The sequence below is a fragment of the Streptomyces sp. NBC_00442 genome, from assembly GCF_036014195.1.
In the GTDB taxonomy this organism is placed as follows: Bacteria; Actinomycetota; Actinomycetes; order Streptomycetales; family Streptomycetaceae; genus Streptomyces.
This window is the reverse complement of the sequence record NZ_CP107918.1, coordinates 905,493-919,634: the sequence shown is the minus strand read 5'-3', so window position 1 is coordinate 919,634 and position 14,142 is coordinate 905,493. Positions and strand designations below refer to the sequence as shown.

The following is a 14,142-nucleotide window of genomic DNA, read 5'->3' as shown; positions in this document are numbered from 1 at the left end:
TAAAGGCCGTGTAAAGACCGCTGTTAGTGTGGTGCGCCTATCGCACCGCAGAAGGAATTTCGCATGACAGCGCCCGTTGATCCCCCTGGTCCGCAGCCGCATTCGGGACCGCAGTCGCCGCCCGAGCCGCATGCGGGACCGCAGTCCGGCACTGCTCCTGAGCCCGACACCGCGCCGCAGTCCGATTCGGGGCCGCAGCCGCAGTGGGGGACGCCGCCCGGTCATCCGGTCCCGCCCCACGCGGATCAGTGGGGGACGCCGCCGTGGACGCCGGCACCGCCCCTGCCGAGCAACGGTCTCGGCACGACGGCCATGGCCCTCGGCTCCATCAGCACCGTCGTCGCCTTCCTGCCCTTCCTGTTCTGGATCGCCTGGATCCTCGGCATCCTCGCCGTCATATTCGGCCTGGTGGGCCTGAGCAATGTCCGCAAGGGGCTGGCCACCAACAAGAGTTCGGCGCTCGGCGGAACCATCCTGGGCGGCGCGTCCCTCCTGCTCGCCGTCGTGGGGCTGATCATCACCGGGGCCATGATCCGGTCGGCCGTGGACAAGGTCGACGACATCGATAGCGGCACCTCCTCGGTCACCTCGATCCCCGACGAGCCCGAGGACCCTCTGGAGGATGAGCCGCTCGGCACGGAGCTGCGCAACCCCGCGTCGGTGAAGTTCGGGGAGAGCCACACGTACGAGGACGGGGTGACCGTCACGGTCCTCAGGCCCAGCGAGTTCACGCTCACGGGATCCTACGTTCCGCCCGGACTGCACAAGGGCGACCGGACGTTCCACCTCGACCTCACGATCGTCAACGACTCCGACGACTCGCTCAACCTCGACTTCGCCCAGCCCCACGTGAAGGACGCCGCCGGCAACGAGGTGAACGCGCTGTTCTACAGCAAGGCCGGCTACACGCCGTTCGGGGGGTCGCTCGCCCCGGGTGAACGGGCCACCGCCCAGTACTCCTACCCCGTGTCCCCCGACGCCGCCGCACGGCTCCAGGTGGAGGTCCACCCCGGCATTCTCTACGACCACGCCGAATGGGGCGGACCGGTCGGAGAGTAGGCCGAGGTGCCGCCCGGCCGGGCGGGCAAGGGCCCCGAGTGCAGCGGGTTCGCCCGGCCAGGCGATAGGGCTCTGGCACACGAGAGCCCTGGCACACGAAAGACGTCCGTGTCATGGGCGGTGTCTCCATGTGTGGGGGCGACACATGCCGTACCCATGGCTCCATGTGTCACTACTGCGGGTGCCGCGACATCCCCCTCATCAAGGAATTCATCGCCGAGCACGAACGCGTCACGGATGCGGCGGGCGACGCTCGGCGCGCGCTCGCCGAGGGCCGTACGGCGCGGGCGAAGGAACTCGTCGCCTTCATGGCGCGAGAGCTGGAATCCCACTGGCGCGGCGAGGAGAACGGGCTGTTCGCCGTGATGCGCGAGGACCCCGAATACGCGCAGTACATCGACGTCCTGGTGGGCGAGCACCGGGACCACAGCGCCCGGCTGCCGGCCCTCGATCTGGAAACGGCCGAGGGGCGCGCGGAGTTCGACCGGATGGTGACGGAACTCCACCATCACATCGGCCGCGAGGAGGACGGCCTGTTCCCGGCTTCCCTGACGGCCCTGTCGGGCGACGAATGGGACCGCTCGTTCGCCGCGTGGCGAGAGGCTCATCCCGGTCACCCCGGCCGGTGACTGAGGCCGGTGACCGAGGCCGGTGATAAGAGCGGTGACCGAGTGCGGTAACTGGGGGCAGTAACCGGGGCGGTGACCGAACACCGCACCAGCGGTCCGTGCCGCCCGTGCCTCCCGTGCCCCACCGGAACGGGGCGCTCTCCGGGCGGTGCGCTCGGTAGACTGTAGACAATAACCAATCTCCATCACGGGCCAGGAACGCGTCGGCACAGAGGGGGAAGCGATGGTGTCCGCAGGACTGCCGCAGGGGACCGTGCCCAAGCTGGAACGGCCGGGGCCCCTGCGTGAGCGGGTGTACGAGGCACTTCTGGAGCTCATCACCACACGGGCCCTGTGCCCGGGGCAGCATCTGGTGGAGAGCGAACTCGCCGGGCACCTCGGAGTGTCGAGGCAGCCGGTGCGCGAGGCGCTCCAGCGGCTCGACACCGAGGGCTGGGTGGACCTGCGTCCCGCCCAGGGCGCGTTCGTGCACGAGCCGACCGAGGAAGAGGCCGACCAGCTGCTCTCGGTGCGTACGCTCCTGGAGGCCGAGGCGGCGCGGCTCGCGGCCGCCCATTCCGGGACGGCGGGGATCGCCGCCCTGGAGAAGCTGTGCGACCGGGGAGAGCAGGCGGTCGCGGACGACGACGTGGATCTCGCGGTGGCGACCAACGCCGCTTTCCACGCCAAGGTCATGGAGCTCGCCGGCAACCTGGTGCTCGCCGAACTGGCCGGGCAGGTCGACCGGCGGGTGCGCTGGTACTACACGCCGGTGGCGCGCCAACGCGGCCAGCAGTCCTGGACCGAGCACCGCGAACTGATCTCCGCGATCTCGGCGCGGGACGAGCGCCGGGCGACCGATGTCATGCGCGCCCACACCGAGCACACCCGCACCACGTACCACGAGCGCTCCGACCGGGCCTGAACCGCACGAAGCCACCCCGGGTCGGCTCGGCTCCGGGGTGGCCGCACAGCACATGGGGAGCTACACCACCTCCCGGCTGATGGGCTGGGGGTTGGCCGTGATGTCCCGCACCCGGACCCGTCCGGGCCGGCGCAGCAGGAGGGCGAGGCAGCCGGCCGGCCACCATCGAGATGCCGCCCGCGAGGCCGTAGGCACCGTCGTAACCACAGGCGTCGACGACCATCGAGCCGAGGCCGCCGCCGAACAGGCCGCTCACCAGGTTGCCGCCGTGGACCAGGCCGTAGTTGGAGGCGTTGTAGTTCTCGCCGAAGTAGTCCGGGGTGGGTGTGGCGAACCTCGGGTAGAACGCGCCGCCGCCGTAGCCGGACAGGAACGCGAGGAACAGGAACAGCCATTCGCTGTGCGGATGGCCCGCCCAGATCGGGCCGCATCAACGCCGCGAAGGCCAGGGAACTCGCCGACCAGGTGGTCGAGGCCATCGATCGCGGCGCCGTTCCGCTGGCACCGCGCGAGCCTGTCCGACGGACGCTTCCTGCCCGGCCAGGACACCGGCGCCTCTCTGCCCCCGGTCACTCCCCTCAACCCGCCCCCGTCCGAGCCGCTATTCCACGCGGAACCATTCGGTCCGGTCGACACGATCGTCCTGGTCGACACGGAGGCCGAGCTGCTCGCCGCGATGAACGCCTCCAACGGAGCGCTGATCGCCACCCTGTCGACCGACGACCCGCGGACTACGACCGACTGGCCCCGCAGATAAGCGCGTTCAAGGTCGGCCGGGGCAGGGCCCGCTCGCGGGGCGACCGCGGGGAACTGTTCGGCGGTTTCGGCGGCTCCTGCCACGGGGCCTTCGTCGGCGGTGAACTCCTGGTGCGCGCCGTGACCGAGGGCCCGCGGAGCGAGCCTGCCCCCGGCAACTTCCCCGCGTACCAGCTGATCCCCTGATCCGTCGCCCCCTTGACCGACCTCCTGGCCCCGCCCTCACACCACCCCGGACCGGCACGGCACGGCACGGCGATGTCACCCGATGCCCTGCCGGTCCGGTTCCAGCGCGAACGCGCGCTCGGCCGCCTCCGGAACCGCGAGCGCCACGGCTTGGACGAGCAGTTCGCGGTGCCGGATCAGCGGTGGGCGTCGCTCCGGCGGGACGAGCCGGAGGAGGTCGTCGAGCCCCGCCATGATGCGCCGGGTGACCTGCGGGCTCCCCACGGCGCACAGCCGCATCTCGGCGAAGGCCAGGTCGACGAGGTCGGCCCAAGCCGGCACGTCCTGAACGAGCCGGACGGTGCCCTTGCGGTCCGGGTGCCCCACCGCTCCGAGCGGCCGGTTCGCCAGCGCCGTGAGCACCTGGACGATCCGGTCGAGGCACTGGACGGCGGTGGTCGGGTCGTTGACCGCGGCCGAGAGCGCTCTCAGGCCGATGTCGGAAAGCTGACGCAGACCGAATCCCAGATCCTGGTGGAACGTCCGCTCCACCCCCACCGTCACGGTGTAGCGCAGTGCGCTCCACGACGGCGTCGCAGCGCCGTCACGGCCGTGCACGGAAAGCAGCGGGGTGCCCGGCACGACGAAGTCGCCCAGACGGGGCAGCAGGCGCAGCACCACGTCCTGGCGCCGCGCCGCGCGCACGAGCCGGGCGATGTGTACATCCCGCAGCACCCCGGCCCGCCCGTGGTACCCGACGCCGGCGATCTCGGCACCGAGCGCGAGCCCGTCGACGTCGCCGCGCGGCATCTTGTCCACGACCCGCAGTGCCTCGCCGGTGATCCGGTCGATGACGTGCCCCACCCGCATGAGCCGCAGCGTGGAGTTCACGTACGCGATGAAGAGGAAGAGGCTCAGCGCCACCATCAGCAGCGTCAGGACGCTCTGCACGAACGGCACGGTCGTCACGAGCCGCGGGTCGGTCTCGCTGTCGAGCGAGGTGAGCACGAGCAGGGTCAGCGTGAACGTGGCCAGGAAGACGGCGAACGTCAGCTTGGTGATGCGGGACCGCACGAAGATGCGGACCACCCGGGGCGTGAAGTGGCCGCTCGCCATCTGCACCGCGACCAGCGAAATGCTGAACACGACACCGATGAAGGTCATCATCGCCGAGCTGACCGTGGTGATCACGCCCTTGGCGTCGTTCACGATCCGGATCAGTTCGCTGATGTCGTCGAAGTCCTGGTGGTCCTGAAGCAGCCGGACGAGCGCCGCGTCGGCCTCGCTCGCGGCGGCCCACAGAACGAAGACCAGCACCATGGCCGCGGTCGGTGCGAACCAGAAGGTGTCGCGCAGATGCTCCCGCAGCGGCGAGAGCGCTCTCGGCCGCCGGTATCCCTTGCCCTTGCCCTTGCCCTTGCTCACGCGGCGAGGCTAGGCCCGCGCCGCGCCCCTGAGGATGCCGCGCCGCCGTGTGGTCCCACAGTCGTACACACATTGGTCCTCACGGCGTACGCGGGCGGACATCCGGGCCCGAAGAATGGAAGGGGCCGGACGTCCCACGCCGACCGCGCCGACGCCCCATTGACGCCATCCCACCCGAAGCCACTCAAGGAGCGACAGACCCATGGCCGCCGTGCCCGCCAACCGCACCAGGACCAGGACCAGGACCAAGACCAGGACCAGGACGCTCGTCCTCGCCGTCGTTTCCATCGCGGTGGCCATCGGCTTCGCCGCGGTCGTCGCCGTACCGGCCGCCAAGGACTGGTACCAGAATCGCCACGACGAGTCCGCGTCCTACACGTCGGGCAAGGAAGCGAAGGCCGACCGCGCCTCCGTGCCCCGCTGGCTCCCCGATGATGCGATGCACGTCGAATACGCGATGCGGACGACCGGCGGCGACCGCCTTCTCAAGGCCACCCTCCCCACGTCGTCCCTGCCGGCCACATGTGCGCCCACCACACCTGCCCCGGCAGCGCACCCGCCGGGCATCAAGTCCTCCTGGTTCCCCGGACATGCCGCACAGCGGCCCGTCACGCGCTGCGGTCTGTACTACGCGTACCTGGAAGGACACACTCTGTACGCCTGGCAGGCGAACGCGGACTGGGTCGCCGCCAACAAGCGGTGAGCGCTCGCCTGACCACGCAATATGCGGGTGAACAGCACCTGAAACCCCTGGTAGAGTTCTCTATGTCGCCGCGGGGAACACGCCGCGAACGACAACACCTTGTCCGGGTGGCGGAATGGCAGACGCGCTAGCTTGAGGTGCTAGTGCCCTTTATCGGGCGTGGGGGTTCAAGTCCCCCCTCGGACACCAACGAAAACCCCACATTATGTGGGGTTTTCTTCGTTGTGGGGCCACGGTCCGTCCGGGACGGTGCCGACCCCGTGGCCGGCGGCCGGTGGCTCACGGGTGCTCGTCCTGCTGTGAGGTCGGGGGGCTCACCAGGCCGCGGCGGACGAGCGCGGCGATGACGGCTTCGCAGTGCGTGCGCGCTTCCATCGCGGCGAGCCGCTCGGCAGCCGGCTCGTCGGACCGCGCCCAGGTGATGGTGCCGCGCAGCTCCGCGTCCCACAGGGCGAAGTCGTGGGCCGTCGCGCGCGGGAGGTCCGCCGCGGTGAAGGTGCCGCCGAAGCCGCTGCTGACGAGGCCGGCTATCGCGGCACCGTAGACGAGGTTCGCGTCGGGCTGGCGGGCTCGCCATGGTGTGCGGGCGAGAGAGGGGAGGGGGCCGTAGGCCGCGATGCCGTCGGGCGACCAGCGCAGGGGAGCCTGCGCGCAGGCCACGCCCATGCGCTGGGACAGATCGGTGAGGGCGCAGGCGCCCGATTCGGTGACGGGGCCGATCTGGATCCACAGGGCACCGCGCCGTACCGCGGGCAGCAGATGCTGCAGCATGACCACTTCGAGGACGCTGGGGTGGTCGAACGCGGTCAGGATCGTGTCGCACGGGGCGAGTTGGGCCGACCAGTCGGGGACCGAATCGGCCATGGCCGCCGCCCTGCGGGCCGAGTAGCGGCCGGGCAGCGCCCAGGTGTGGGCCGCGAGGCCCACGGAAGAGAGTCCGTGGGCGGCGAAGTGGGCGACCGGGGCCGATCCCAGGACAGCGACTACGGGCAGTGCGGGCACAACCATCCTCTAGGGGTGTCGGGAAGGGCATGACGGGGTGACGGCAAAGGGCAGTCGTGGACTCCATGGTTTCCACGACGTGCATGGCTTCTCACGCTATGTGGGGTGCCGGTCACGCGGGTACTGCACCGGTGCACAGTCCGCGGGCCCCCGGGGGTCACGCGTGCACAGTTGGCGCCGGGCGCAGCTCGGGCAGCCGGGGCTCGCCCGTGGTCACGGCCAGAGCCAGCGTCAGCGCGTGGGCGCCGGCCAGCCCCGTGCAGAGGTCGCGCTGCAGGAGGGCCTCCGTCCGCCGCAGCCTTTTGCGTACCGTCGCGGCGCCGACCCCGACGGACTCGGCCGTGTCGTCGATGTGCAGGTTGCACCGGACCCACGCACGCACGGTGGGGGACAGGCTCGGTGAGGCGTCGCGGAGCGGGTGCAGCATGCCCTCGGCCCAGGTGCGGGCCGGCGCGCTCCGGAGGATCGAGGGGAGCGAGGGCAGGTCGGGGGCGGCCTCGTTCCGCGGGTTCCACGTCCTGAGCAAGGACAGGGCGAGGTGCAGGACCGCGCGCACGCGGACGTCCTTCAGATCGAGCGGCCTGCCCTCGCGGCCCAGCACCTCCGCGACGCGCGCCGCACGGGACGCGACCGTGTTGCGGTGCGCTCCGAGGATCCGGGCGGTTTGCGTGTACGGGAATTCGAGGGCGATCCGCATCGTGCCGATCAGCTCGTCCCGGACCGCATACGGCAGGCCCAGCAGTGGAGCCACCACATGTTCCGCCCAGCGATGTGCCGCTTCGCCGAGCAGCGGCGCCAGCTGGGAGGAGCCGTCGAACATCCCGACCCGTCCGGAGGTGTGGTGTGCGGACACCAGCGCGTGGGCCGCCTCGCTGTACGCGTCCGAGACCTCGGCCAGCCCATGGGGGCGACTGCCGCCCATGGCGCACCCGGGCCGAGCCGCGATCGCGTCCGTCAGGACGTGCCTCAGGCCGACCCACGACGGTCCGTCGGTGGCGCGGCCCGCGCGGCGCAGAGGCTCCACCGCTACGACATGATCGCCCCGGGCCGGGCAGCGCACCAGCAACGCCCTGCCGTCCGCGACCGGCTCCAGGGCGTCCACCAGATCCTCCCGGGCCCCGGGTGGCGTGGAGATCACGTAGACGCGGATCTGCTCCGCCTGCAACAGGCCCGGACTCAGGCCCTCCATCGCCCGCTGGGCCAGCACGGTCTGGCCGCCCATCAGCATCTGAAAGACGCCGAGCCGGACGCCCCGCGCGCTGTCGGACAGCCGCCGCACATGCGCGACGTCCTGTGCCAGGGCCAGCAACTTGCCCGTGTGGTCCGCCAGTGCGAGCGTTTCCGCCTCGAAAGGAGCGGCCGAGACCATGACCAGAAACGAGCCGCCGTCAGCCTGTCCCACCGCCTGTCCCACGGCCACTCTCACCACGTGCAGACCGCTACGGAATTGCGGACTCCGGGACGTGTCCCTGCTCAGTGCGATGTCATGAGCCGTATAGCGATGGACGTCGGGGGCATCGAGCGGATATTCGGCACGCACCCCGCCGGCCGTCGAATCGACGAAGAGTACGTACGCGCCCATCGACTTGGACAGCCCGGTCACCAGGTGTTCACGCACATCCGGCCGGTGGAAACCGTCCGGAAGGTGCCCCACGAATTGTGCGATCCGTTCCATGTACCGCGTGGCTTGCCGCTGCCACGTACGGGAAAGGTCGCGATCGACACACGTCCACACCTCCGCGCGGGCCCGGGTCGCCATCAGCGGCAAGGAGAGCCGCAGGGCGGCCCCCCGCACCACGGGCGGAATGCCGCCTGCCGGATCTCCGCGCACGGCCAGGGCGAGACCCGCCGCTCCCCGCCGCTCCAGGGAACGGAGCAGCCTGTCGGCGCGCGCCGGCGCGAGGGCGGCCAGAGCCGCCGCTTCGGTGATGACGAGGCAGTCGGCGACATCCAGTCCCGCCTCGGCGGTCAGGCAGGAGACGAATTGCGCACCGACCACACCGCGGTCGCGGTGGGCGATGCGATTGGCCTCGTCCGCGAATTCGAGTGCGAGTTCCGGAAGTCGCTCCAGATATCCCAAAGTTGACATTTCTTCCCCCGTCACCGCTCGCCTTCCGGCGTGGGCGACATTGCCGCGTCCCCGTGCATCACGTGAGAACGTCGGAAACCCGCTGGAGGCGCCATCCGGGTGTTCCGCTCATGCGGCCGTCCGCTGCCCGGACTGCGTGCCGTTCGTAACGGCCGTTCATCCGGTTCTGTCTCCGACATTCACTGGCCACCATGCACAGGGCGAACTCGCGTTGCCATGAATATGGGGCGCGTTGGCTTGAAGTAGTCGTTCTCGCGCCGCCCGCTCTGTGAAAGTACCGCTCCCGGGGGTACTCGCCGCACATGGCGAACTTGCATCTTCCCGGGCAGAACGGCGGCCGGCCGCACGGCGACGGCGACGGTGGCCGCGAGGCCGGCCGCGGCGGTGGCGCGGAGGGGACGGCGCGGAGGGCCGGACCGGACTCCGAGGTGGAGCGGGCGGCACCGGACGCCCCGACGAAGCTGCCCAAGGGGATGTGGCGTGCCGTACTGAAAGGCAGTGTGCGGGAGTTCAGGGACGACGAGCTCGTCGACCGGGCGGCGGCGCTCACGTATTACGGCGTGCTGTCGTTGTTCCCCGCGCTCCTGGTGCTCGTGTCCCTGCTCGGCATGACCGGACGGTCCACCACCGACCGGCTCCTGCACAACCTCCAGGGCCTCGCGCCCGGTCCGGCCCGCGACATCATCACCCATGCCGTGAAGCAGTTGCAGGACAGCGCGGGCGTCGGCTCGCTGGTGGCGGTCTTCGGCCTGCTCCTGGCGATGTGGTCGGCGTCCAGCTATGTGGCCGCCTTCATGCGTGCGGCCAACGCGGTCTACGACATGCCCGAGGGGCGGCCGCTGTGGAAGATCCTTCCGGTGCGGCTCGGACTGACCGTGGTCCTCATGGTCCTGGCACTCCTCAGTGCGCTGATCGTGGTCTTCAGCGGAGGCCTGGCCCATCAGGCCGGAGCCGCGCTCGGCATGGGGAGCGCCGCACTGACGGTGTGGTCGATAGCCAAGTGGCCGGTCCTGGTCGTCCTGGTCGTGCTGATGCTCGCGCTGCTGTACTGGGCGAGCCCGAACGCGAAGGTGAAGGGTTTCACATGGATCACCCCGGGCGGCTTCGTGGCCCTGGTGATCTGGATGATCGCGTCCGGCGGCCTGGCGTTCTACGTCGCCAACTTCGGTTCGTACAACAAGACGTACGGCACGATGGCCGGCGTCATCATCTTCCTGATGTGGCTGTGGCTGACCAACCTGGCGATCCTGCTCGGTCTCGAATTCGACGCCGAAGCGGTGCGGCAGCGGGCGATCGCCGGTGGTATGCCGCCGGACGAGGAGCCGTACACCGAGCCGCGCGACACGACGGCGTGGGACGAGGAGGACCGGCGCCGAGTGAACGAGCCGTGACCGTGGTCGTCACCGTGACCGCTACCGCCACCGCCACCGCGCTGTGACGCGATCGCGCCGTGACCGGCACGGGATCTCCCCGCGGGACATTTTGGGTGCTCCGCCCTGAATCGCGCGGTCCGGGGTACGCGCGTCCCAGCAAGCGGTCGCGGGCAGCGCTGCCCGCCGGCCGAAGGGTTGACGAAGACGGGAGGTGGCCGTCGTGTCGAGCGCGCAGCCGCACGATGCCGGGCCCGGCCCGGGTGCCCACGGACCGGGCGAGGCGCCGGTGAGCGAACTGGTCCAGCGGGCCTCGCAACAACTGACGGAGCTGGTACGCGGCGAACTGTCGCTGGCGCAGGCCGAGATGAAGGAGAAGGGCAAACGGTACGGCCGGGGCGGCGGCCTGTTCGGCGGTGCCGGACTGTTCGGCTTCCTCACCCTGCAGGCCCTGGTGGCCGCCGCGATCGCGGGTCTCGCCGTGCCGCTGCCCGTGTGGGCCGCCGCGCTGATCGTGGCCGCCGTCCTCGGAGCGATCGCCGCGATCATGGCCCTGACCGGCAAGAAGGAGGTCGGCCGAGCGTCCCCGCCCGCGCCCGAGCAGACGATCGAGAACGTGAAGGCCGATGTGGCCGCTATCAAGGGGAGTGCACACCGATGACCAGTCCGTCCCACGACGACCGGAGCGCTCCCGGCTCCGAGGAACTGCGCGAACAGGTCGAACGGACCCGCGAGGACCTCGGGCGGACGGTCGAAGCGCTGGCGGCCAAGGCCGACGTCAAGGGCCGGGCCCTGGAGAAGGCCGCCGAGGTGCAGCAGCGTGCCGCGGCCAAGGCCGGCGAGCTCAAGGCAAGGACCGCCGACGTCGCGCACCAGGTACAGGACAAGGTGCAGGACACGATCCAGGACAAGGTGCCCGCTCCGGCGGGCCGTGCCGTCCGCGACCACCGCACCGTGCTGCTGGCCGCGGCCGGCGCGGCCGTCGTGGTGTGGCTGACGTACCGGCACAGGAAGGGCTGACCCGGTGAAGGTGTCGAAGATTGTCTACAAGCCGTTCGGCCTTGGCCTCGGGGTCGCCGGCGGATTGCTCGCCGGTGTGGTGTTCAAGCAGGCGTGGAAGCGGATCAGCCACGACGACGACGCCCCCGACGCGACCGACGAGGACCGTACGTGGCGCGAGGTGCTGATCGCCGCCGCGCTGCAGGGCGCCATCTACGCGGTGGTCAAAGCCACCGTGGACCGGGCCGGCGCCACCGCGACGCGCCGCCTGACCGGCACCTGGCCGGCCTGAGCGGGCCCGGAGACCGGTGCGGTGCCGCCCCTTCGTACGTGGGACGGCACCGCACACGGATCCGCTGACGTGGTGACCGGGACGATCAGCGGGCCGTGGTGACCGGCGTGATCAGCGGGCCACGATGGCCGGCGTGATCAGCGGGCCGCGACGGGCGGCGTGATCAGTAGGCCGTGGTGACCGTCACGCCGCTGAACGCGGTCTTCCCGTACAGGCTGATGTAGCGGTAACCGGCCGTCGTGTTGGTGACGGTGATGCTCTCGGTGTTCCCGGACTTCGTGGAGCGTGCGGTGTAGGCGGAGTTCGTCGCCCACGTGCTGGTGTTGTAGTAGAGGTCGGCGTTTCCGGTGCCGCCCGCCGTGGTCACCTTGAGGGTGACCTTTCCCGCGGGCAGGTAGAGGTACAGGTAGTCCAGGTCGCCCTGCTTGGCCGTGCGGCCGGCGCGCGAGCAGTTCTGGCCCATGACGCGGGCGTCGGGGTCCGTGCAGGTGGGCGGCGCGCCGGTGACGGTGATGGATGTGCTGGTGGTGTTGGTCAGGCCCTTGGCGTCGGTCACGGTCAGGGTGACCGTGTAGGTGCCGGGGGCCGTGTAGGTCTTTGACGGGTTGGCGGCGGTGGAGGTGGTGCCGTCGCCGAAGTTCCACGAGCGCCCGGTGATGGTGCTGCCGGAGTCCGTCGACGTGTCGGTCAGGCTCACCGTGAGCCCGGACACGGTGGCGTCGAAGGCGGCGCGCGGACCGCTGCTCGTACCGCCGCAGGCCCCGGCGGCACACGCGTCGAGCCAGCTGGTGAAGTCGGCGTCGTATCGGGTGCCGATGCCGGTGTTGTAGACGGCGTACGCCCCCGCGTAGTCACCGCTGCGGAACTTGGCCAGCATGTTCTGGACGTCCGCCGGGTGCTTCTCGACCATGTAGCGGGTGGCCAGGTAGCCCCACGGGTAGGTGCGGGTCTGGTCGGAGTTGGAGTACGCGCTCTGCCACAGGGTGCTCAGCGCGTAGGTGTGCTGGGCGGCGTCGGCGATCGCCTCGGTGTCGGGCAGGTTGCGGTAGCTGTAGGAGACGTACTCCGCGAAGCCCTCGATCCACCAGATGTCCGGCACGTCCTGCCCGGCGTTGAAGTCGCCCGCCATGTCGTAGCGGCCGTCGAGGTAGTGCGTGTACTCGTGGTTCAGGTTCCAGATGTCGCCGGGGAAGCCGTCGCCCACGCTCTTCACGTAGGACAGGAAACGCGCCTGGTTGGCCGGGTCGGAGGGGTCGCCCTCCAGGTACTCGCCGCCGTTGTCGGTGCTGTTGCCGAAGATCCAGCCGGAGTAGGTCTGGTAGTCCTTGGGGCTCGCGAACGTCACGATCTGGATGTTCGTGTTGTGGTCGTTCGCCACCGGACCGCTGTCCTTGACGATGCTGTGGAAGTACGCGTCCTGGCCCTTGACGCTGGTGCAGGCCGCGGCGAGGGCGGCGTCGCTCAGCGACTGGGCGCGGAAGGTGTGGTCGGCGTCGCAGGTGTAGGTGATGGGCAGGGCCGCGGCGGTGAGCTTGCCGATGAAGTCACAGGTGCCGTAGTAGGAGCACTGGGCCTTGTCGTACGCGTCCGTCATCGCGCCCACCGCGACCCACAAAGGCGCGGTCGGTCCGGTGATGGCGGAGGCGCCGAGCAGGGCCTTCGCCAGCGGCCGCACCTTGGCCTGGAGGGCGGGGGTGTCGAGGAAGCGGGCCGTCTCGCTGCCCGCGTTGGCGTCCAGGTAGAACCACGAGTCGTTGAGCTTGGCGAGGTGGTTCAGAGTGAACGAACTCAGCGTGTCGATGATGCTCGGGTCGGCCGTCACCGCCGCGATGTACGCCGGGTTCCAGTGGCCGCGGAAGAGCGGTGTGAACACGTCGTTGACGGCGGTGTCCATGCTCCAGTACGCGTCCCAGGAGCTGGTGTAGGCGTTGAGCACCTTCTTGTACGTGGTCAGGTAGCGGGCCTGCTCGTTGGCGCTGTCGGTGAGGACCAGGACCTCGCCCATGATGTCGCCGTTGGCCGCGCTGACGTCCATGAAGTGCGGGGACGCGGTGAACGTGTCCAGGGCGGCCTCGCTGGCGGTGGCCAGCGTCGCGCCGTAGGGGCCGACGGCATCGGCGTTGTAGGACTGCACGTAGTACCCGGCGCGCAGGAACAGGACGAGCTGCCACACGTTGGTGGAGTTGTCACCGGGGTAGGTCCGCGCCGACGTCGCCAGCGCGTTCGCGACGGTGACCATCTGCGCCTCGTGGAAGGCGTTGTACGCGTCGGTGCCCGTCAGCGCGAACAGCGTGTTGACGCAGTCCGTGGTGGACGCCTGGATGAAGGAGACGAGCGCGGTGCCCGTCCGGCTGCCGAAGTCGCCCGGCGTGCAGGACGCCGCGGCCGCGCCCTTCGCCGCCGTGTTCTTCGCCTTCCGCTGCGCCGGTGATGTCACGGGCCGCTTCGGCGGCAGGTGCGCGGCGTCGATCGCGGTGCGCCGGGCGTCGGACCGGTCGGACGGAGCGGCGGACGAACCCAGCGGCGGTGGGGCGGACTTGCTCGTGGCCGGGCTCGCGGCGGCGGCCCCGCCGGAGGGGCCGGCCGCCTTCGACGGACCGTCGGCGGCGGCGGCGCGGCTCGGCTGAGCCATCATGGCGATGCCCAGGCACAGGGCGAGGGCGAGTATGAGGAAACCGGTGAGACTTCGTCTCAGTCCTTCTGGTCGGGTGTTCACGTGCCGCCTCCCAGCGGTGTGGAGGCCGCGCCC

The 14,142-nt window shown here is 70.4% G+C and carries 12 protein-coding genes, 1 tRNA gene and 2 pseudogenes; 10 read left to right on the top strand and 5 right to left on the bottom strand.

Annotation, left to right across the window (positions count from 1 at the left end):
* The first annotated feature begins 63 nt into the window (after positions 1 to 63).
* The 3 genes from OG432_RS04185 to OG432_RS04175 all read left to right on the top strand — a co-directional run bounded on the left by OG432_RS04185 (position 64) and on the right by OG432_RS04175 (position 2,592).
* Positions 64 to 1,059, top strand: a complete 996-nt coding sequence (locus OG432_RS04185; RefSeq protein WP_328307822.1) for a DUF4352 domain-containing protein — start codon at positions 64 to 66, stop codon at positions 1,057 to 1,059.
* A gap of 164 nt (positions 1,060 to 1,223) precedes the next feature.
* Complete coding sequence (locus OG432_RS04180; RefSeq protein WP_328307820.1) at positions 1,224 to 1,688, top strand: hemerythrin domain-containing protein; 465 nt, start codon at positions 1,224 to 1,226, stop codon at positions 1,686 to 1,688.
* A gap of 223 nt (positions 1,689 to 1,911) precedes the next feature.
* Complete coding sequence (locus OG432_RS04175; RefSeq protein ID WP_328307818.1) at positions 1,912 to 2,592, top strand: GntR family transcriptional regulator; 681 nt, start codon at positions 1,912 to 1,914, stop codon at positions 2,590 to 2,592.
* A gap of 60 nt (positions 2,593 to 2,652) precedes the next feature.
* Here OG432_RS04175 and OG432_RS04170 read toward each other — a convergent pair.
* Positions 2,653 to 3,019 (bottom strand): annotated as a pseudogene (locus OG432_RS04170) (MFS transporter); the annotation flags it as partial.
* Positions 3,020 to 3,021: 2 nt separating this feature from the next.
* Between OG432_RS04170 and OG432_RS04165 the strand changes: the two are divergent.
* Positions 3,022 to 3,534: pseudogene (locus OG432_RS04165) on the top strand (aldehyde dehydrogenase family protein); the annotation flags it as partial.
* 75 nt (positions 3,535 to 3,609) lie between these two features.
* On the opposite strand, the gene OG432_RS04160 reads toward OG432_RS04165, so the two are convergent.
* Complete coding sequence (locus OG432_RS04160; RefSeq protein WP_328307816.1) at positions 3,610 to 4,938, bottom strand: DUF2254 domain-containing protein; 1,329 nt, start codon at positions 4,936 to 4,938, stop codon at positions 3,610 to 3,612.
* Between the two features lie 202 nt (positions 4,939 to 5,140).
* On the opposite strand from OG432_RS04160, the gene OG432_RS04155 reads away from it, so the two are divergent.
* A complete protein-coding gene (locus OG432_RS04155) occupies positions 5,141 to 5,641 on the top strand; it encodes a hypothetical protein (protein WP_328307814.1) in 501 nt (166 codons plus the stop codon).
* 101 nt (positions 5,642 to 5,742) lie between these two features.
* A tRNA-Leu gene (locus tag OG432_RS04150) sits at positions 5,743 to 5,830 on the top strand.
* A 90-nt stretch (positions 5,831 to 5,920) separates the two neighbouring features.
* On the opposite strand, the gene OG432_RS04145 is transcribed toward OG432_RS04150, so the two are convergent.
* Both OG432_RS04145 and OG432_RS04140 read right to left on the bottom strand, forming a co-directional pair.
* On the bottom strand, positions 5,921 to 6,649 hold the full coding sequence (locus OG432_RS04145; protein WP_328307812.1) for a hypothetical protein: 729 nt from the start codon (positions 6,647 to 6,649) through the stop codon (positions 5,921 to 5,923).
* A gap of 151 nt (positions 6,650 to 6,800) precedes the next feature.
* A complete protein-coding gene (locus tag OG432_RS04140; RefSeq protein WP_328307810.1) occupies positions 6,801 to 8,732 on the bottom strand; it encodes a helix-turn-helix domain-containing protein in 1,932 nt (643 codons plus the stop codon).
* Between the two features lie 302 nt (positions 8,733 to 9,034).
* Between OG432_RS04140 and OG432_RS04135 the strand changes: the two genes are divergently transcribed.
* The 4 genes from OG432_RS04135 to OG432_RS04120 all read left to right on the top strand — a co-directional run bounded on the left by OG432_RS04135 (position 9,035) and on the right by OG432_RS04120 (position 11,393).
* Positions 9,035 to 10,123, top strand: a complete 1,089-nt coding sequence (locus OG432_RS04135; protein ID WP_328307808.1) for a YihY/virulence factor BrkB family protein — start codon at positions 9,035 to 9,037, stop codon at positions 10,121 to 10,123.
* A gap of 268 nt (positions 10,124 to 10,391) precedes the next feature.
* Positions 10,392 to 10,763, top strand: a complete 372-nt coding sequence (locus tag OG432_RS04130; RefSeq protein ID WP_328314992.1) for a phage holin family protein — start codon at positions 10,392 to 10,394, stop codon at positions 10,761 to 10,763.
* On the top strand, positions 10,760 to 11,122 hold the full coding sequence (locus OG432_RS04125) for a DUF3618 domain-containing protein (RefSeq protein ID WP_328307806.1): 363 nt from the start codon (positions 10,760 to 10,762) through the stop codon (positions 11,120 to 11,122). The genes OG432_RS04130 and OG432_RS04125 overlap by 4 nt, the downstream gene beginning before the upstream one ends.
* Positions 11,123 to 11,126: 4 nt before the next feature.
* Positions 11,127 to 11,393: a DUF4235 domain-containing protein gene (locus OG432_RS04120; RefSeq protein ID WP_328307804.1), complete on the top strand. Its 267-nt coding sequence runs from the start codon at positions 11,127 to 11,129 to the stop codon at positions 11,391 to 11,393.
* Between the two features lie 163 nt (positions 11,394 to 11,556).
* On the opposite strand, the gene OG432_RS04115 is transcribed toward OG432_RS04120, so the two are convergent.
* Positions 11,557 to 14,109, bottom strand: coding sequence for a collagenase (locus OG432_RS04115; RefSeq protein ID WP_328307802.1), 2,553 nt, complete (start codon positions 14,107 to 14,109; stop codon positions 11,557 to 11,559).
* Positions 14,110 to 14,142: the final 33 nt, after the last annotated feature.